The organism is Pseudonocardia sp. Ae505_Ps2, from assembly GCF_001932425.1.
Classification (GTDB): Bacteria; Actinomycetota; Actinomycetes; order Mycobacteriales; family Pseudonocardiaceae; genus Pseudonocardia.
Genome location: NZ_MCIP01000001.1, coordinates 5,329,855 through 5,347,266, shown reverse-complemented (window position 1 = coordinate 5,347,266; position 17,412 = coordinate 5,329,855). Strand labels below are relative to the sequence as shown.

Genomic DNA, 17,412 nt, shown 5'->3' with positions numbered 1-17,412 from the left:
GCACCCCAACCCGGAGCTGGTGGACCGGCTGGCCGGGGCGGGCGTCGTCGTCGCACGCACCGACCGGTCCGGTGACCTGGCCCTGACCGGCGACGACCCGGCCGGGCTGACGGTGGTCGCGCGTGGCGACCCCCGTCCGGCTCCCGGCCGGCGGGGCCGGTCAGCCCCGGTTCGCCAGCGCCTCGCGGACCGCGGAGGACGTCGACGGCACGGTCGCCGTCGGGCCGACCTCGCCGGAGACGGCGTCGAGGGTCTTGAGCCCGTCACCGGTGATCATCAGGACGGTCTCGGCGTCGGGGTCGAGCGCCCCGGCCTCGAGCAGCTTCTTGGTGGTCGCGATGGTGACCCCGCCCGCGGTCTCGGCGAACACGCCCTCGGTGCGGGCCAGGAGCCGGATGCCGGCGACGACCTCCTCGTCGGACACGTGCCCGACCGAGCCGCCGGTGCGGCGCACCGAGTCGAGGACGTACGGACCGTCGGCCGGGTTGCCGATCGCCAGCGAGCGCGCGATGGTGTCCGGCTTCTGCGGCTGGATCACGTCGTGACCGGCCTCGAAGGCCCGCGCGACCGGCGAGCAGCCGGTGGCCTGGGCACCGAACACGGTGTACGGGGTGGGCTCGACCAGACCCAGGGTGCCGAGCTCGGTGAACCCCTTGTCGATCTTGGTGAGCTGGGAGCCGGATGCGACCGGGACGACCACCTGCTGCGGGAGCCGCCAGCCGAGCTGCTCGGCGACCTCGTAGCCCAGGGTCTTCGAGCCCTCGGCGTAGTACGGGCGGACGTTGACGTTCACGAACGCCCAGTCCTCGTGCTCGGCGGCCAGCTCGGTGGCGAGCCGGTTGACGTCGTCGTAGTTGCCGTCGACGGCGAGCAGGGTGCCGCCGTAGACCGCGGTGGTGACGATCTTCGCCTGCTCCAGGGAGGACGGGACCAGCACGACCGAGTCCCAGCCGGCGCGGGCGGCCGCGGCGGCCACGGCGTTGGCGAGGTTGCCCGTGGAGGGGCAGCACAGCACCGAGAAGCCGAGCTCACGGGCGGCGGCGAGCGCGACGGCGACGACGCGGTCCTTGAACGAGTGCGTCGGGTTGCCCGTGTCGTCCTTGATCCAGATCTTGCGGACGCCGAGCGCGCGGGCCAGGTTGTCGGCCTCGATCAGCCGGGTCAGGCCGGGCTCGGTGTTCGCGTGCTGCTCGACGGTCGAGGGGACCGGCAGCAGGTCCTTGTAGCGCCAGATCGACTTCGGGCCGGCCTCGATGGAGGCGCGGGTGACCGTCGGGAAGTCGTAGGCCACCTCGAGGGGGCCGAAACAGCGCGGACACGCGAACTCCGCGGCGAGCGGGGTCTCGTGGCGGCACTCGCGGCACGCGAGAGCGCGCGCGGAGCCCAGGTCGTAGGCAGAGGTGGTTTCGGGCGCAGCAGTGAGAGTCACGAGATCTCCTCATCTGTCCCGCCGGAGGTGGCGGGCCGGAATTGGCACCGTGTTCGTCGACGTCCTCGCCGCGCGGAAGGCGCAGGTCTGGGCGGATCGTCGTGCGACGCCGGTTGCCGGGGCTTCAACGGGCCGTTCCCTCTGCCCCTCTGGATGAGCCATATGCGGTTGTGGTGCTCCGGACGCCGAGCGCCGGAATCGACGACGACGGTACGCGAACGGGGCACCGCACCGCCAGACGAGGTCGTCGTGCCGGGACGCGGCTCACCCGTTGTCGGGGGTGTGGGCCACCATGGGGGTGTGAGCAGCACGAGCGAACCGGGCCCGCTGCAGCTGGTCGTCGGGGACGAGGAGTTCCTGGCCGAGCGGGCGGTGTCCGACCTGGTCCGGCGCGCCCGGCAGCGCGATCCGGAGACCGAGCTGCGCCGCTTCCGCACCTCCGAGGTGGCACCCGGCGAGCTCGCCGGGCACCTCAGCCCCTCGCTCTTCGCGGAGGGCAGGGTGATCGTGCTCACTCATGGCCAGGATGCGAACAAGGACATGACCGCCGCCCTCGCCGACTACGTGAAGGACCCGGCCGACGGGATCGTGCTGGTGGTCCAGCACGCCGGGGGGGCGAAGGGCAAGGCGGTCCTGGACCTGATGCGCAAGGCCGGGGCGCACACCGTCACCTGCAACCGCATCACCCGCGCCGACGAGCGGTCGGACTTCGTGCGCGACGAGGTGCGTCGCCACGGCGGCACCATCACTCCCGGTGCGCTCGCGGTACTGGTCGAGGCGGTCGGGTCGGACCTGCGGGAGCTGGCGGCTGCGGCCGGGCAGCTCGTCGCGGACACCGGCGGCGCCGTGGACGAGGCCGGGGTGCGGCGCTACCACCGCGGCCGGGCCGAGTCCTCCGGCTTCGCGGTGGCCGACGCGGCGGTCGCGGGGGACCGGCGGGCGGCGATGGAGGCGCTGCGGTGGGCGCTGGTGCTCGGTGTCCCGCACGTCCTGATCGCCGACGCGCTCGCGGACTCGGTGCGCACCCTGGCCAAGGTCGGCTCGGCCGGGCGGGGCGACCCGAACCGGCTGGCCGGTGAGCTGGGCATGCCTCCGTGGAAGATCCGTAAGGCCCAACAGACGGTCCGGCAGTGGCGTCCGGAGCAGCTCGCCGTCGCCATCGCGGCGACCGCCCGGGTGAACGCCGACGTCAAGGGCGTCGCCGCGGACGCGGGGTACGCGTTGGAGCGGGCCGTGCTGGCGGTCGTGTCCGCCCGCACCCCGCGCTGAGCCCCGCGCCCGCAGCACGCGCACGGGCTCCGGCCCGGGGGCACGACAGGTCCGGAAACACGACGACGGCGCCACCCCGATGGGGCGGCGCCGTCGTGGGGAACCGGGGTGGCTCAGGCCTGGACGTCGTTGAGACGCTTGGCCAGGGCCGACTTGCGGTTCGCTGCCTGGTTCTTGTGGATGACGCCCTTGCCGGCCGCCTTGTCGAGGGCCTTGGCCGCCTTGCGCTGCAGCTCCACGACGTTGTCGGCGCCGGAGTCGGCGGCCTCGCGGAAGTGGCGGATCGCGGTCTTGACCGACGACTTCACCGACTTGTTGCGCTGCCGGCGCTTCTCGTTGGTCTTGACACGCTTGATCTGCGACTTGATGTTGGCCACGTCTGCCTCTGGTCTTCCTGCCTGCTGGTCGGCTGGTCTTGTGTACGTCCGGGTCCGCTCCGGCGGCACCGAACAGCATCACTGGAGAGAGGGTCCAGGCCGTTTCGGGCGAGCACGCCGAGCGCTCGACGCACAAGGTTACCAGCGGCGTCCTCGCCCCCTGTTCCGGGTCACCAGACGCGGTAGGGCAGGAACTTCCCGTTCAGCGTGATCACGGCCCGGTCGCCCTTCGGGTCGGCGACGCGCTGCAGGTCCAGCTCGAAGTCGATCGCGGACACGATGCCGTCGCCGAACTCCTCGCGGACCAGCTCGGAGATCGTCGTGCCGTACACCTGCACCATCTCCGAGAGGCGGTAGACCAGCGGGTCGGTGAGGTCCACCGCGGCCGCGCCGCGCTCCGGCGGGAGGGTGAGGGCGTCGACGACGTCGTCGTCCAGGTCCAGCAGGGAGCCTGCGGCCTCGGCCTGCTCGCGGGTCAGCGTCTGCTGCCCGAGCAGGGCCGAGGTGGACCACTCCAGCGAGCGGCCCAGTGCCTCGGCGATCTTGTCCCAGGTCAGGCCCAGCTTCTTCTTCCGGGCGAGCACGACACGCGCCGCGCTCAGCCGGTCGAGCGGGGGGACGGGGGTGACCGACACGGTGACTCCTCCGGGTTGGGGACTGGGCTCCTGGCCGTTCGATCGTGCGCGATCGGCCGCGTCGGGGCAACGCGGGGACGCCCGGCGTGAACAGCGTGTGACGACCTGCGGTGCCACCACGGCGGCCGCCCGGCCCGACATGGGACGATGGGTCCCAGTGCCCCGAGCCCCGAGTGCCCTGAGCACCCGAAGTGCCCGAAGCCCCACGCATGAGCGAAAGCCGAGTACAGCCGAGTGACGACGTACGCCGACCGCACGTTCACCCCGCCGGAGCGCATCCGGAACTTCTGCATCATCGCCCACATCGACCACGGGAAGTCGACCCTGGCCGACCGGATGCTGCAGGTCACGGGGGTACTGAGCGATCGTGACGCCCGGGCCCAGTACCTGGACCGGATGGACATCGAGCGCGAGCGCGGCATCACGATCAAGGCGCAGAACGTCCGGCTGCCGTGGACCGCGAAGAACGCCGACGGCGTCGAGACCGAGCACGTGCTGCATCTGATCGACACCCCGGGCCACGTCGACTTCACCTACGAGGTGTCCCGGGCGCTCGAGGCGTGCGAGGGCGCGATCCTGCTGGTCGACGCCGCGCAGGGGATCGAGGCGCAGACCCTGGCCAACCTGTACCTGGCCATGGAGAAGGACCTGCACATCATCCCGGTCCTCAACAAGATCGACCTGCCTGCCGCGGACCCGGAGCGCTACGCCGCGGAGATCGCGCACATCACCGGCTGCGAGCCGGAGGACGTGCTGCGGTGCAGCGCGAAGACCGGTGAGGGTGTGGAGGCGGTGCTCGACGCCGTCATCGCCCAGGTCCCCGCCCCGGTCGGCGACGCCGACGCGCCCGCCCGGGCGATGATCTTCGACTCGGTCTACGACACCTACCGCGGCGTCATCACCTACATCCGCGTCGTCGACGGGAAGCTCTCGCCGCGCGAGAAGATCAAGATGATGTCCACCGGCGCCGAGCACGAGCTGCTCGAGATCGGCATCGTCTCCCCGGAGCCCAAACCGTCCGACGGCCTCGGCGTCGGCGAGGTCGGCTACCTCATCACCGGGGTGAAGGACGTCCGCCAGTCCAAGGTCGGCGACACCGTCACCTCCAAGCGCAACGGGGCCACCGACCCGCTGACCGGCTACCGCGAGCCGCAGCCGATGGTCTACTCCGGGCTCTACCCGATCGACGGGTCGCAGTACCCCGACCTGCGCGAGGCGCTGGACAAGCTGCAGCTCAACGACGCCGCCCTCACCTACGAGCCGGAGACCTCGGCCGCGCTCGGCTTCGGCTTCCGCTGCGGCTTCCTCGGCCTGCTGCACCTGGAGATCACCCGCGAGCGCCTCGAGCGCGAGTTCGACCTCGACCTGATCTCCACCGCGCCCAACGTCGTCTACCAGGTCACCACCGACGACGGCGAGGAGATCGAGGTGACCAACCCCAGCGACTGGCCGGTGGGCAAGGTCGCCGAGGTCCGCGAGCCGATCACCAAGATCACCATCCTGGCGCCGTCGGAGTTCGTCGGCACCATCATGGAGCTGTGCCAGAGCCGGCGCGGCCAGCTCGGCGGGATGGACTACCTGTCCGAGACCCGCGTCGAGCTGCGCTACACGATGCCGCTCGGTGAGATCATCTTCGACTTCTTCGACAACCTGAAGTCGCGCACCCGCGGCTACGCCAGCCTCGACTACGAGGAGGCCGGCGAGCAGGTCGCCGACCTGGTCAAGGTCGACATCCTGCTGCAGGGCGAGGCCGTCGACGCGTTCTCCGCGATCGTGCACAAGGAGTCGGCGTACTCCTACGGCACCTCGATGGCGACCAAGCTCCGCGAGCTCATCCCGCGCCAGCAGTTCGAGGTGCCGATCCAGGCCGCCGTCGGCGCCCGGATCATCGCCCGCGAGACGATCCGCGCGATCCGCAAGGACGTCCTCGCCAAGTGCTACGGCGGCGACATCTCCCGCAAGCGCAAGCTGCTGGAGAAGCAGAAGGAGGGCAAGAAGCGGATGAAGACGATCGGCCGCGTCGACGTCCCGCAGGAGGCCTTCGTCGCCGCGCTGTCCACCGGGGGCGGTACGGCCACCGAGAAGCCCAAGAAGTAGCCCCGGACGCGAAGCGGGCCCGACTCCCAGCGGGGGAGTCGGGCCCGACGTGTACGTGGTGGGGGGGGCGGGGAGCGCGGGGGCCGCTTACATGGCCAGGCCTGCCCGGGGGCCGGGGATCGGCCCGTCGCACGGCGCGGGCCGGGCGGCGGGGGCACGGCGCGGCGACAGGATGCGCTGCACCCGCTGGCAGACGGACTCGACGACCGTCCGTCCCTCGGCAGACAGGTGCACCAGCACACGGCGCCGGTCGAGCGGGTCGGCCGACCGGTAGGCCAGCTTCTTCTCGACGAGGCGGTCCACGATCCGGGTGGCCGTGGGGGCGGGCAGCGACGTGTGTCCCGCGACCTCGCCCATGCTGCGGCCGGTGCCGCGGGCGAGCATCAACAGGACGCGCCAGCCGTCACGGCTGACGTCCGTCGAGGACGGGTTGGTGGACAGGGCTGTGGCCACGGCGTGGTCGACCCGGTCCAGGAACTCGACGACACCCGCGGCTCCAGGCGTCGGGGCAGCCATGGTGGCAGTCCCCGACGCCCGTCGACTGAAAGGCTCGGTCACGATGACGCACTGTACTTGCCGAGCGGGCGAAATCCGACCCTGTCCTGGGCAAACGTCCCCCGAGCGCCGGGCGGTCGTCACGCAGCGATGACCGACAGGGCGACGACCAGGCATTTCGTAGACCGCTTGACGTGACCCAACGACATCACGAATGCATCACACCCGGATCTCGTAACGGATCAGCGGGTCAGGACGATCTTCCCCGCCGTCCGCCCCGCGGACATCGCCTCGAACGCCTCCTTCGCGGAGTCCATCGGCAGTTCGGTCCCGATCTCCGGCGCGATCCCGGCCGTCGCGACGAAGTTCATGAGATCCACGAGCTCCTGCCGCGTCCCCATGGTCGACCCGACCACCTCGAGCTGGAGGAAGAACAGCCGCTGGAGGTCCGCGGGCGGGTTCGGGCCCGAGGTGGAGCCGCAGATGACGATGCGGCCACCGGGGCGCAGCGCCCGCATGGAGTGCTTCCAGGTGGCCTCGCCGACCGACTCCATGACGGCGTCGACCTTGCCCGGCAGCTTCGCGCCGGACTCGAAGGTGGCGTGCGCGCCGAGCCGCTCGGCCAGCGCGCGCTTCTCCTCGTCGCGGCCGGTGACCCACACCTGGAGGCCCGCGGCGCGGCCCAGCTGGATCAGCGCCGTCGAGACGCCGCCGGAGGCACCCTGGACGAGCACGGTCTGGCCCGGCTGCAGGCCCGACTTGGTGAACAGCATCCGGTACGCGGTCAGCCAGGCGGTGCCGAGCACGGCGCCCTGGCCGGGGGTGAGGCCCGTCGGGGCGGGGACCGCGTTGCGCGCCGGGACGATCACCTTCTCGGCCATCGTGCCCTGGTGGCGCTCGGTGAGCAGGGTGCGCTTCGGGTCGAGGGTCTCGTCGCCGCGCCAGTCCGGGTCGCCGATGATCGGGTAGAGGACGACCTCGGTGCCGTCGTCGAGGGTCCCGGCGCCGTCGCAGCCGAGGATCATCGGGAACTGGTCGGGCTTGATGCCGACCCCGCGCAGCGTCCACAGGTCGTGCATGTTGAGGCTGGCGGCGGAGACGGTGACGGAGACCCAGCCGTCGGGGACCTCGGGGTCGGGCCGCTCGCCCACGACGAGGGAGTCGAGGGGAGCGTCGGCGTTGGGCTCCTGCGCGTAGACAGCGAACATGGCCCCGAACCTAATGCCTGGGCGCGGGGACTACCGTGTGGAGTGTGCGCACGATCATCGACGGCTGGGACGCGTTCGAGCTGTGGCTCACCGGCCTGCCGTTCGTGGTGCAGGTCGTGTTCGTGACGGTGGTGGTCCTGCCCGCGTGCGCGCTGGTCGCGATCGGGGCCGACCGCGCCACCCGGCGCTTCGACACGCCCCGCGGGCGCCGCGACGGCGGGGCCTGAGCACTCAGACCGGCTGGGCCGCCAGCGCGGTCAGGGCCTCCGAGCAGCCCGCGTCGACGCGCAGGTCGGCGAGCTCGTCGCCCCGGGTCGCCCCGCGGTTGACGATCACGACCGGCACCTCCGCCCGGTGGGCGGCCCGGACGAACCGCAGCCCCGACATGACGGTCAGCGAGGACCCGGCGACGAGCAGCGCACCGTCCTCGGGGGTCAGCGTGGCCACCATCGCGTAGCACCGCGCCACCCGGTCCTTCGGCACGTTCTCCCCGAAGAACACGACATGCGGCTTGAGGACCCCGCCGCAGGACGCGCACGGCGCGATCCGGAACCCGTCGGTGATCTCCACCGCGGCGTCGCCGTCCGGGGCGGTCTCGACCTGCGCACTGTGCGCCTCGGTGAAGCCGGGGTTCAGCGCGGTGAGCCGGGCCGCCAGCGCGTCGCGGGCGGTGATCCGCCGGCAGTCCAGGCAGACGACCTCGTCGATGCGCCCGTGCAGGTCGACGACGCCGCGGCTGCCGGCCACCGTGTGCAGGCCGTCGACGTTCTGCGTGACCAGCCCGTCGACGACGCCCGCGGCCCCCAGCGCGGCCAGCGCGCGGTGACCCGGGTTGGGGTCGGCGCGGCGCATTCGGGCCCAGCCGACGTGGCTGCGCGCCCAGTACCGCTGCTGCGCGGGCTTCCCGGAGACGAACTCGGAGTAGGTCATCGGGTTGCGCGGGCGCGAGCCCGGGCCGCGGTAGTCCGGGATGCCGGAGTCGGTGGACAGCCCGGCCCCGGTGAGGACGACCAGGCGTCGCCCGGCGAGCAGATCCAGCGCCGCACCCGGGTCGGTGGTGACGGCGGGGGAGGGCATGCCTTCCAGAGTAGGCGCGCCCGGCGGCACCCCGCGCTCCGACGGCCGGCGTCACCGCTCCGCCCTGCCGCCCCTTCGCTCCACCTCCCGCTCCGCCGAGCACCCCTGCCTGCCGCGCGCCTCTCGCCCCGCCGCACGCGCTCGGCCCCGCCGGGGCGCCGAACGGGCCCGCCGAGTGGTACGCGGTGAACCCGTCGGGGCCGGTCCCGGGTCCGTGGTGTGCCACTCGGCGCACCCCGGCGACCGAACTGGTTCGCGATCGCACACCAGGGACGCCGAACGGCCCCGCCGGCGCGGTGTCCCGGCGATCCTGCGCCGGTGGACGTACCGGGGTGGCCCCTGATCTTCCGCGGCTCGGCCGCTGTCCGAGCCGGTCTCGTGACGGCGCGACGGCTGCAGGGGCCGGCGTTCGTCCGGGTGCTGCCCGACACCTGGGCCGCCCGACACCTCGTCCCGCTCGGGCACGCCGACCGGTGCCGGGCGGTGTCCCGCTGGTCCGGCGGTCGCGGGGTGATCGCGGGATGGGCCGCGGCGGAGCTGTCCGGTGCTCCGTGCGCGCCGGCCGGGGCGCCGGCCGGGGCGCCGGTCGAGGTGCTGCTCCCGGTCCGGGCCCGGGCCCCGGCCGGGGTGCGCGTGCGCCGCGACCGGCTGCACCCCGGTGAGATCGAGTGGCGCGACGGGATCCGGGTCACCACGCCCTTGCGCACCGCGTTCGACCTCGCCCGTGGTGAGGACGAGACCGACGCCGTCGTCGCGGTGGACGCGCTGGCGTTCCGGCACGGGTTCTCCCCGGACCTGCTGCTGCACTTCGCGGTCCGCTACCGGGGGCTGCGCGGGGTGTCCAGGGTCCCCGGCGTGCTGGGGCTCGCCGACCGGCGCGCCGCGTCGCCACCCGAGACCCGGCTGCGGTTGCTCCTGGTCCGGGCCGGGCTGCCGAGACCGCAGGCCCAGCACCCGGTGCGCGACGACGTCCGGCGCCGCGCGGTGTGGCTCGACCTCGCCTACCCCGCGGCCCGCGTCGGCATCGAGTACGAGGGTGCCGACCACACCGGCCCCGACCGGGTCCTGCGCGACGCCGCCCGGGTGACCCGCCTCGTCGACGCCGGGTGGCGGATCTACCGCTACACCCGGTTCGACCTGCGCGACGAGCCCGGGCGCATCGTCGCGGAGATCGGCCGGGCCCTGGACCACGCGCCGAGTGGTACGTCGTGAACCCGTCCGAGGGGGTCCGAGGTGCCTGACGTGCCACTCGCCGGGCCGGGCCGGGCCGGGCCGGCTCAGGCCAGGGCGTGGGCGGGCCGGGCCGGGTCAGGGCGAGGCGGGGCCAGGCGCGCCGGGCCAGGGCGGGGCGAGGCGAGGCCGGGCCAGGCAGGCCGGGCCAGGGCCGGGGGCAACGGGCTCAGCCCTGCGGCACCCAGGACGGCGTCCGCTTCTCCCCGAAGGCCCGGATGCCCTCCTGCCCCTCCTCGGAGGCGAAGTAGGACGCGGACAGCGTGTTCATCGCGGCGAAGTCGTCGCTCATCGCCGCCGGGCGCTCGCGCCGCAGCATCGCCTTCGTCCCGGCCAGAGCGCCGGGCGCACCGAGGCGCAGCATCCCGGTGTAGCGGGCCACCTCGTCGTCGAGGGCCTCGGCCGGGACGGCGCTGTTGATCAGCCCGACGGCCACCGCGCGCCGCGCGTCGAAGGTCTCGCCGGTGAGGAAGAGCTCGTGCGCGGCGCGGGCGGACAGCCGGGGCAGGACGGTCACCGAGATGACCGCGGGCACCACCCCGATCCGGACCTCGGAGAAGGCGAAGGTGACCGACTCGGCGGCGACGGCGATGTCGCACGCCGCCACGATCCCGACCCCGCCGGCGCGGGCAGGCCCCGACAGGCGGGCGACGACCGGCTTCGGGGAGTCCCACAGCGTGGTCAGGATCCGCGGCACCTCGGTGACACCCTGCTGCTCGGCGCCCGCGCCCCGCGACTCCCGCAGGTCCATGCCCGCGCAGAACACCGTGCCGGTGTGGGTCAGCACGATCACCCGCACCGCGTCGTCGGCGATCGCCGCGTCGAGGTGCGCGATCAGCTCCCGGCGCAGCTGCGCCGAGAGCGCGTTGCGGTTGCGCGGCGAGTCCAGGGTGATGGTCGCGATCCCGGCCTCGACGGCCAGGTGGACGAGTGCGGGGGAGTCGACGGTGTCTGCCACCCCCGCAGACTAGTACTGCAACGGCAGTTCGGCGTGTGGTGAGAGGCTGACGGCCGTTCGGCGGTGATGATCACCGCGTGGTTGATCTTGCCGGGTGGGTGGCCTCGTTGGACGCGGTGGTGGAGCTGATCTCTGGCCGTTTCCGCAGGGTCGAGCCGCGCCGGCGGGTCGGAACCTACCTGCGAGGCCTGCTCGCGGGGCTCGAGCGGAAGAACGGCTGGACCCTCGCCGAACACGCCGGGGCGATGTCGCCGGACGGGATGCAGCGGCTGCTGCGCACCGCGGACTGGGACGTCGACGGGGTCCGCGACGACCTGCGCGGCTACGTCCTGCAACATCTCACCGACACCGCGTCGGGGGTGTTCATCGTGGACGAGACCGGGTTCATCAAGAAGGGCCTGCGTTCGGCCGGGGTGCAGCGCCAGTACACCGGCACCAGCGGGAAGATCGACAACTGTCAGCTCGGTGTGTTCCTGGCCTACGCCTCGAAGCGGGGGCGGGCGTTGATCGACCGGGAGCTCTACCTGCCGACCTCGTGGACCGAGGACCGCGAACGCTGCGAGCGCGCGGATGTCCCCGATGACGTCGAGTTCGCCACGAAACCGCAGCTGGGGACGGCGATGCTGGCCCGCACGTACGCCGCTGGGGCACTCACGTCCGGGTCGTGGGTGACCGCGGACGAGGTCTACGGGCAGAACCCGGGCTTTCGCGACTGGCTCACCGAGCGGGAGATCCCGTTCGTGTTGGCCACCCGCAATGACGACATGCTCACCAGCCCGGACGGGAATCGTCGCCCGGCCAAGGCCCTGGCCACGATCGCCGGGGCGCGTGATCTCGACACCGGGCACGACGGGTGGGAGCGCCGCGCGATCGGGCCGGGCGCGCACGGGATGCGGGTCTATGACTGGACCGCGGTTGCGCTGGCCATCGACGGCCTCCCGGCGGGTTGGGGGCACTGGCTGCTGGTGCGCCGCCAGACCGAGCCCGCAGAGGGCAAGACCATCCGTGAGCTGGCGTTCTACCGCTGCGCCGCCCCGGCGAACACGCCGCTGCGCGACCTCGTTCGAGTCGCCGGGGCGCGGTGGGCGATTGAGGAATGCTTCCAGACCGCGAAGAACGAGGCCGGCCTCGACCACTACCAAGTCCGCTCCTACCGAGCCTGGCACGCCCACATCACCCTGGCCATGCTCACCGCGGCCTACCTCGCCGTCACCCGCGCCGCCGAACACGCACGCGAGGCCGAAAAGGGGGATCCTCAGCCAGCCGGCGCGCATTGATTCAGCTGTCGGGCAACGAGATCCGCCGTCTCCTCGCCGCGCTCGCCTTCACCCCGCTCACCTGCATCGACCACGTCATGCACTGGTCGACCTGGCGCCGTGAACGCCAACAACAGGCCCGCGACTGCCACTACCGCCGACGCGGCGAACGACCCCCGAGCTGATCAACTGCCGTTGCAGTACTAGGACCTCAGGCCTTCGTCCAGGTGCTGGTGATCGACACCCCGGCCAGGGCGAACAGCTGCGACACCGGGCAGCGGCGCTCGGTCTCGCTGGCGAGCTGCGCGACCTGCTCGTCGGTGCCGTCGGTGGTGATGACGGCGTCGATCCGCAGGTTCTGGAAGGTGGTCTCGCCGTCGCGGTGGGTGCCGGTGGTCATCGTCGTCGGGTTGAAGTCGGCGGCGACGTCGAAGCGCACGTGCTCGATCGTGATGCCGAGCTCCTTCGCGACGATCGAGCTGGTGACCTGGTTGCACGACGACAGCGAGGCGAGCGTGTAGGCGAGCGGGCTGGGGTGCTCGTCCTTGCCGCCGAAGGCGGGGTAGGCGTCGGTCTCGATGACGTAGTCGGCGCCGTCGACCGCGACGGTCTGCGCGACGCCGGTGCCCTGACCGCTGACGGCGAAGGTGACGAGGGGCATGGGTGAAACTCCCAGGGGTGCGATACGTGTGCGGGGGCCGCTGATCAGAGGCGGCGGTTCAGGGACACGGACAGAGCGCCCCGGCCGTCCGGGCGAGGTCGATGTGCAGCCTCCGCACGAGCGCGATCACGACGCCAGTGAACCGCACCGAACGGTTGTGCGCGACGTGATGGAGTCGACCGAACCGGCGACGCCCGTGGTCCGATGCGTGCGGTGGCGCCCGTCGTCGGGAGAGGGCTACGCTCGTAAACGGAGATTGCTCCGTTTATGGGAGGACAGCTGTGAGGATCGGACTGCACATCGCGGACTTCACCTACCCGGCCGGCCCGGCCGGGCTGGCCGACGACCTGTCCCGGATCGCCGCGGCGGCCGAGGAACAGGGCTTCGCGCGGGTGAGCGTCATGGACCACCTCTGGCAGATCCGGCCGGTCGGACCGGTCGAGACCGACATGCTCGAGGCCTACACCGTGCTCGGCTACCTGGCGGCCCGCACCGAGAAGGTCGACCTGCTGGCCTGGGTGACCGCGGTGACCTACCGCGACCCTGGTCTGCTGGTGAAGGCCGTGACCACTCTGGACGTGCTGTCGAAGGGCCGCGCGATGCTGGGCATCGGAGCCGCCTGGAACGACGAGGAGGCCACCGGGCTCGGACTGTTCTTCCCGCCGACGGCGGAGCGGTTCGAGCGGCTGGAGGAGACGCTGCGCATCGCCCGGCAGATGTGGAGCGACGACGACGGCCCCTTCGAGGGCACCCACTACCGGCTCGGCGCCACGCTGAACACGCCGCAGCCGCTGCGCAGGCCGCACCCGTCGATCCTGATCGGCGGTGGTGGGGAGAGGAAGACGCTGCGCCTGGTCGCGCAGTACGCCGACGCGTGCAACCTGTTCGGCGGCCCCGAGCTGGAGCGCAAGCTGGACGTGCTGCGCACCCGCTGCGAGGAGGTGGGGCGCGACTACGACGAGATCGAGAAGACGGTCATGACGCGGCTCGACCCGGCCGATCCGAAGGCGGCGGTCGAGGAGCTGCGCGGCTATGCGGCACTCGGCGTGCAGCACGTGCACACCATGGTGCCGGACGTGGCGGCGATCGAGCCGTTGCGGGTGTTCGGGTCGGAGATCATCCCGGCGGCCGCCGAACTCTGACCCGTCCGGTCAGCCGCCGGGTTGGCGGGGCATCGTCCGGAGGATCGCGACCTGCTGGTCCAGCTCGGCCGCGATCAGCTCGGCGTGCAGGGCGGCGGAGGCGTCGTCGTGTGCGGCGAGCGCGCGGTGGCGGCGCACCAGGTCGTCGATCGAGTCCAGCAGCCGGTCCACGGTCGAGCGGCCGGCCTGGGGTGCCGGGGTCTCCACGGGTGGGGGAGCCTCGGGCAGGGGGTGAATCAACTCTGCGGTCATGCGACGTTCTCCGTTGAACGTGTCGGGGTCGGGGCGTGTCATGCGCAGTCGTTCCTGGTCTCTCGAACTCCGTTGTACCCGCTCCAACGCTCTTTTACTGTGCGTAGAACACCGGTGCGACGCAGGACACGGTGACCGGGTGCGCCGGCGCGGTGACCGGTCGTGATCATCGCCTGTCAGGGGCCGGTCGGCGCGGTCGGCGGGCGAACGGAGGGTGGTCGTCGCGCCGGTCATGGAAACGGCGGGTGACGAGCCCGTGACGGTTCGTTGCGACACCTGTACCCGAAAGGGTGACGCAACCTAGCGTCCGGACCATGATCATTCGACCGGATGCGCGGACCGGGCTGCGTGCCCTGATCGTCGGGGCGCTCGTCGCTGTACTGGCCGTCCTCGGCCTCGCCCTGCCCGCCGCGGCCGTCGCCGCACCCGCCCCGGCCGCGCCGGCCGCCGTCGCCGCTCCCGCCGCCCCGGCCGCCGTGCCGGGGGAGGAGGAGTCCGGGCTGCCGGTGCGGGCGCTGTCGTCGCTGCCGTCGCAGGCCACCGACACCTACCGGCTGATCCGCTCCGGCGGGCCGTACCCGTACAGCCAGGACGGGACGACCTTCCAGAACCGGGAGGGGATCCTGCCCGCGAAGTCCTCGGGCTACTACAAGGAGTTCACCGTGACGACCCCCGGGTCGAGCACCCGCGGTGCCCGGCGGATCGTCACCGGATCGGGCGGGGAGTACTACTACACGGCCGACCACTACGCCTCGTTCGTCGTGGTAGACGTCTCGAGGTGAGCACCCTTCCCCGTGAGAGCGCCGGAACCGCCCCCGCCGTCGACGCGGCCCGGGGGCGGGCCGGTGGCTCCGGTCTCGTCGCCGTCGTCGAGGGGGCCGCGGACCGCACCGCGGTCCTGTCCGCCCTCGGCCGGGCGCTGAGCTTCCCCGAGTACTACGGCCACAACCTCGACGCGCTGGCGGACTGCCTGGGCGACCTGTCCTGGCTGCCCCCCGGGCCGGTCGAGCTCGTCGTCGCCGACGGGCCGCTCGCCGCGGCCGACCCCGGCACCCACGCGGCCGTCCTGGAGATCCTCGCCGAGGCCGTCGAGACGACGGCGGGCACCGACCGGCCGTTGCGGGTCACCCTGGCGGGTCCGGCGACCTGAACCGCCACGCCCGGAATCCCAGGGGTGCGTCACGACGTTGACCCCGAGGAACGGTCCGTGACGGGTGGCCGTGGACGGGGAGGAGACCTACCGTGGACGCCATGGGTCTCCGGCTGGTGAGGCGCAGGCACGTCGACCTGTGCCGCCTGCGGTGGGCGCTGTGAGGGGTCGTCCCCCTCCGCCCGCCGAACCAGGAGCGCCCCCATGTCCCGTACTCCGCACGCCCCGTCCGTCGTGATCGTCGGCGCCGGCCCCCGCGGGGCCGGTGTGCTCGAGCGGATGGTCACGAGTGCCCCCGAGCTGCTGCCCGACGCCCTCGCGGGCCCCGGCGTCGACGTCCACCTCGTCGACCCGTTCCCGGCCGGGGCGGGCCGCATCTGGCGGCACGCGCAGTCCCCGCTGCTCGCGATGAACTCGATGGCCGCTGACGTCACGATGTGGACCGACGACTCGGTCGTCTGCGACGGCCCGGTGGCGCCCGGCCCGTCGTTCTGGGACTGGGCACGGGACCTGCGCGAGCACGGTGACCCGGTTGCCGAGCTCGGTCCGGAGCTCGCCGACGAGCTGGCGCAGGTCACGGCGTCGACGTTCCCGTCGCGGCGGCTGCAGAGCCACTACCTCGCCGCGGTGCTGCGCGAGGTCGTCGAGCGGGCGCCGGCCGGGATGCGCGTGCACGTGCACCGCAGCACCGCCGAGGCCCTCGACGAGGCCGACGGCCGGCAGGTCGTGACCCTCGCCGACGGCACCGTCCTGCGCGGCGACGCCGTCGTCCTGGCCTCCGGGCACCTCGACGCCACCCCCACCGACGACGAGATCGCGCTCGCCGCCCGCGCCGCCGAGCTCGGCCTGCTCTACCTGCCCCCCGAGCAGACCTCGGACTCCGACCTCTCGGTCATCGCCCCGGGCGAGACCGTGCTGGCCCGCGGGCTGGGGCTGGCGTTCGTCGACCTCGTGGTGCTGTTGTTCGAGGGCCGCGGCGGGCGCTTCGTGGCGGACCCGGACGACACCGACCCGGACCGGCTGCGCTACGAGCCGTGCGGGCGGGAGCCGGTGCTGGTCGGCGGGTCCCCGCGCGGCGCGATCTACCACTCCAAGACCCACTACCAGCTGCGGGGCGGGCGTCCGCCGCTGCCGCGGTTCCTCACGCCCGAGGTGGTCGACGCCCTGATCGCCTCCGGTGGCCCGGTCGACGTCGCCACCCAGGTGTGGCCGCTGATGGCGAAGGAGATCGGCTGGGGCTGGTACCACGAGCTGTTCGTCGGCCACCCCGACCGTGTCCGCGCCGGGTGGGACGAGTTCGCCGAGCGCTTCGCGGCCGTCGCGCACGGCTCGCCCGAGGAGACGGCGCTGATCGCCGAGCTGGTGCCCGACCCGCTCGACCGCCTCGACCTCACCGCGCTGGACCGGCCGCTCGACGGCGTGCACGCCCCGGACCTGGAGACGCTGCAACCGCTGGTGCGCGAGCGCATCGCCGAGGACCTGCGCCAGCACGTGGACGAGCGGCACACCCCGCACCTGGGCGCGTTCGTCGCGATGCTGTCGGTCTACACCGAGACCACCCGCCTCGCCGGGGCCGGGGTGCTCTCCCCGCGCTCGCGGGCGCGGGACCTGCCGTGGTGGCAGTCGTTCTTCAACTCCGTCGCCTCCGGCCCGCCGGGGTTCCGGGTCCGCCAGATGCTCGCGCTCTCCCGTGCCGGGTACCTGCGGTTCCTCGGGGCGGGGATGACCGTTGACGTCGACGCCGACGGGTTCCACGCCACGAGCACCACCCTCGCCGGCGCGGAGCCGGTCACCTCCCGGGTGCTGGTCGACGCCCGGCTGCCCGACCCGAGCGTCTCGCGCACCGTGGACGGGCTGCTGGGCGGGCTGCTCGCCCGTGGTGAGGCCGTCGAAGAGGTCCTGTACGACGACGACGGCGCCCCGCTGCGCAACACCGGACTGCTGTCGGTCCGCCCGGCCGACGGCGCACTGCACACCGCGGACGGCGGGGTGCACGAGCGACGGTTCGCGGTCGGGCCGCACACCACGGTCAAGGTCGCGGGGGCGTTCACCCGGCCCGGGATGAACGCGCAGAGCCTGCGCTACAACGACGCCGTCGCCCGGGCCGTGCTGGGGGCCCTGCCCGGCGCCGCGGCCCGCGCCGTCCCGGCGGCCTGAGCCGTCCCGCCCGGGGTGT

19 protein-coding genes and 1 riboswitch are annotated in these 17,412 nt (G+C 72.9%); of the genes, 10 read left to right on the top strand and 9 right to left on the bottom strand.

The window, feature by feature from the left end:
- Positions 1–160 precede the first annotated feature (160 nt).
- On the bottom strand, positions 161–1,429 hold the full coding sequence (gene thrC, locus Ae505Ps2_RS24855; RefSeq protein WP_043280683.1) for a threonine synthase: 1,269 nt from the start codon (positions 1,427–1,429) through the stop codon (positions 161–163).
- A gap of 6 nt (positions 1,430–1,435) precedes the next feature.
- Positions 1,436–1,589: riboswitch (SAM riboswitch) on the bottom strand.
- Positions 1,590–1,729: 140 nt separating this feature from the next.
- Here thrC and holA point away from each other — a divergent pair.
- Entirely contained in the window at positions 1,730–2,698 is a 969-nt protein-coding gene (gene holA, locus Ae505Ps2_RS24850; RefSeq protein ID WP_020626284.1) for a DNA polymerase III subunit delta, read from the top strand.
- A 113-nt stretch (positions 2,699–2,811) separates the two neighbouring features.
- On the opposite strand, the gene rpsT is transcribed toward holA, so the two are convergent.
- Together rpsT and cynS are read right to left on the bottom strand one after the other, a co-directional pair.
- The gene (gene rpsT, locus Ae505Ps2_RS24845) at positions 2,812–3,075 is read right to left on the bottom strand and encodes a 30S ribosomal protein S20 (protein WP_020626283.1); all 264 of its coding nucleotides are present in this window, start codon (positions 3,073–3,075) and stop codon (positions 2,812–2,814) included.
- 170 nt (positions 3,076–3,245) lie between these two features.
- Positions 3,246–3,710: a cyanase gene (cynS, locus tag Ae505Ps2_RS24840; protein ID WP_020626282.1), complete on the bottom strand. Its 465-nt coding sequence runs from the start codon at positions 3,708–3,710 to the stop codon at positions 3,246–3,248.
- Positions 3,711–3,944: 234 nt separating this feature from the next.
- Between cynS and lepA the strand changes: the two genes are divergently transcribed.
- A complete protein-coding gene (gene lepA / locus Ae505Ps2_RS24835; RefSeq protein WP_075311357.1) occupies positions 3,945–5,807 on the top strand; it encodes a translation elongation factor 4 in 1,863 nt (620 codons plus the stop codon).
- Positions 5,808–5,894: 87 nt separating this feature from the next.
- On the opposite strand, the gene Ae505Ps2_RS24830 is transcribed toward lepA, so the two are convergent.
- Both Ae505Ps2_RS24830 and Ae505Ps2_RS24825 read right to left on the bottom strand, forming a co-directional pair.
- The gene (locus Ae505Ps2_RS24830) at positions 5,895–6,323 is read right to left on the bottom strand and encodes a MarR family transcriptional regulator (protein WP_020626280.1); all 429 of its coding nucleotides are present in this window, start codon (positions 6,321–6,323) and stop codon (positions 5,895–5,897) included.
- Between the two features lie 221 nt (positions 6,324–6,544).
- A complete protein-coding gene (locus Ae505Ps2_RS24825; protein WP_075311360.1) occupies positions 6,545–7,510 on the bottom strand; it encodes a zinc-binding dehydrogenase in 966 nt (321 codons plus the stop codon).
- A gap of 44 nt (positions 7,511–7,554) precedes the next feature.
- Between Ae505Ps2_RS24825 and Ae505Ps2_RS24820 the strand changes: the two genes are divergently transcribed.
- Positions 7,555–7,737, top strand: coding sequence for a hypothetical protein (locus tag Ae505Ps2_RS24820; protein WP_020626278.1), 183 nt, complete (start codon positions 7,555–7,557; stop codon positions 7,735–7,737).
- Positions 7,738–7,741: 4 nt separating this feature from the next.
- Here Ae505Ps2_RS24820 and Ae505Ps2_RS24815 read toward each other — a convergent pair whose 3' ends face one another.
- Positions 7,742–8,587 carry an NAD-dependent protein deacetylase gene (locus tag Ae505Ps2_RS24815; protein WP_075311362.1) on the bottom strand — a complete coding sequence of 282 codons (846 nt, stop codon included), beginning with the start codon at positions 8,585–8,587 and terminating at the stop codon, positions 7,742–7,744.
- A gap of 318 nt (positions 8,588–8,905) precedes the next feature.
- Between Ae505Ps2_RS24815 and Ae505Ps2_RS24810 the strand changes: the two genes are divergently transcribed.
- Positions 8,906–9,799 (top strand): hypothetical protein, encoded by an 894-nt coding sequence (locus Ae505Ps2_RS24810; RefSeq protein WP_075554040.1) that lies wholly within the window; start codon positions 8,906–8,908, stop codon positions 9,797–9,799.
- A gap of 187 nt (positions 9,800–9,986) precedes the next feature.
- Here the strand turns inward: Ae505Ps2_RS24810 and Ae505Ps2_RS24805 are convergent, their stop codons facing one another.
- Positions 9,987–10,775 carry an enoyl-CoA hydratase-related protein gene (locus Ae505Ps2_RS24805; protein ID WP_075311366.1) on the bottom strand — a complete coding sequence of 263 codons (789 nt, stop codon included), beginning with the start codon at positions 10,773–10,775 and terminating at the stop codon, positions 9,987–9,989.
- Between the two features lie 77 nt (positions 10,776–10,852).
- Here Ae505Ps2_RS24805 and Ae505Ps2_RS24800 point away from each other — a divergent pair, with 77 nt between their 5' ends.
- Together Ae505Ps2_RS24800 and Ae505Ps2_RS32155 are read left to right on the top strand one after the other, a co-directional pair.
- Positions 10,853–12,052, top strand: coding sequence for an IS701 family transposase (locus tag Ae505Ps2_RS24800; protein ID WP_075311481.1), 1,200 nt, complete (start codon positions 10,853–10,855; stop codon positions 12,050–12,052).
- The gene (locus tag Ae505Ps2_RS32155) at positions 12,049–12,216 is read left to right on the top strand and encodes a hypothetical protein (protein ID WP_170917006.1); all 168 of its coding nucleotides are present in this window, start codon (positions 12,049–12,051) and stop codon (positions 12,214–12,216) included. Before Ae505Ps2_RS24800 ends, Ae505Ps2_RS32155 begins: the two co-directional genes overlap by 4 nt.
- A 26-nt stretch (positions 12,217–12,242) precedes the next feature.
- Here the strand turns inward: Ae505Ps2_RS32155 and Ae505Ps2_RS24795 are convergent, their stop codons facing one another.
- Entirely contained in the window at positions 12,243–12,692 is a 450-nt protein-coding gene (locus Ae505Ps2_RS24795; RefSeq protein WP_075311368.1) for an OsmC family protein, read from the bottom strand.
- Between the two features lie 281 nt (positions 12,693–12,973).
- On the opposite strand from Ae505Ps2_RS24795, the gene Ae505Ps2_RS24790 reads away from it, so the two are divergent.
- Positions 12,974–13,834, top strand: a complete 861-nt coding sequence (locus tag Ae505Ps2_RS24790; protein ID WP_075554039.1) for an LLM class F420-dependent oxidoreductase — start codon at positions 12,974–12,976, stop codon at positions 13,832–13,834.
- 9 nt (positions 13,835–13,843) lie between these two features.
- Here Ae505Ps2_RS24790 and Ae505Ps2_RS24785 read toward each other — a convergent pair whose 3' ends face one another.
- Positions 13,844–14,086: a hypothetical protein gene (locus Ae505Ps2_RS24785; RefSeq protein ID WP_139318973.1), complete on the bottom strand. Its 243-nt coding sequence runs from the start codon at positions 14,084–14,086 to the stop codon at positions 13,844–13,846.
- Positions 14,087–14,400: 314 nt separating this feature from the next.
- Between Ae505Ps2_RS24785 and Ae505Ps2_RS24780 the strand changes: the two genes are divergently transcribed.
- The 3 genes from Ae505Ps2_RS24780 (at position 14,401) to Ae505Ps2_RS24770 (ending at position 17,393) form a co-directional block, all read left to right on the top strand.
- The gene (locus Ae505Ps2_RS24780) at positions 14,401–14,868 is read left to right on the top strand and encodes a ribonuclease domain-containing protein (protein WP_075311372.1); all 468 of its coding nucleotides are present in this window, start codon (positions 14,401–14,403) and stop codon (positions 14,866–14,868) included.
- On the top strand, positions 14,865–15,236 hold the full coding sequence (locus Ae505Ps2_RS24775; RefSeq protein ID WP_075311374.1) for a barstar family protein: 372 nt from the start codon (positions 14,865–14,867) through the stop codon (positions 15,234–15,236). Before Ae505Ps2_RS24780 ends, Ae505Ps2_RS24775 begins: the two co-directional genes overlap by 4 nt.
- Before the next feature lie 204 nt (positions 15,237–15,440).
- The gene (locus Ae505Ps2_RS24770) at positions 15,441–17,393 is read left to right on the top strand and encodes an FAD/NAD(P)-binding protein (RefSeq protein ID WP_075311376.1); all 1,953 of its coding nucleotides are present in this window, start codon (positions 15,441–15,443) and stop codon (positions 17,391–17,393) included.
- Positions 17,394–17,412 lie beyond the last annotated feature (19 nt).

Excerpts from the sequence above, each read along its gene's own strand:
- Ae505Ps2_RS24780 (WP_075311372.1), top strand. The coding sequence starts at position 14,401 with ATGATCATTCGACCGGATGCGCGGACCGGGCTGCGTGCCCTGATCGTC.
- Ae505Ps2_RS24830 (WP_020626280.1), bottom strand. The coding sequence starts at position 6,323 with ATGGCTGCCCCGACGCCTGGAGCCGCGGGTGTCGTCGAGTTCCTGGAC.
- Ae505Ps2_RS24770 (WP_075311376.1), top strand. The coding sequence starts at position 15,441 with ATGTCCCGTACTCCGCACGCCCCGTCCGTCGTGATCGTCGGCGCCGGC.
- Ae505Ps2_RS24785 (WP_139318973.1), bottom strand. The coding sequence starts at position 14,086 with ATGACCGCAGAGTTGATTCACCCCCTGCCCGAGGCTCCCCCACCCGTG.
- Ae505Ps2_RS24795 (WP_075311368.1), bottom strand. The coding sequence starts at position 12,692 with ATGCCCCTCGTCACCTTCGCCGTCAGCGGTCAGGGCACCGGCGTCGCG.
- Ae505Ps2_RS24825 (WP_075311360.1), bottom strand. The coding sequence starts at position 7,510 with ATGTTCGCTGTCTACGCGCAGGAGCCCAACGCCGACGCTCCCCTCGAC.
- Ae505Ps2_RS24815 (WP_075311362.1), bottom strand. The coding sequence starts at position 8,587 with ATGCCCTCCCCCGCCGTCACCACCGACCCGGGTGCGGCGCTGGATCTG.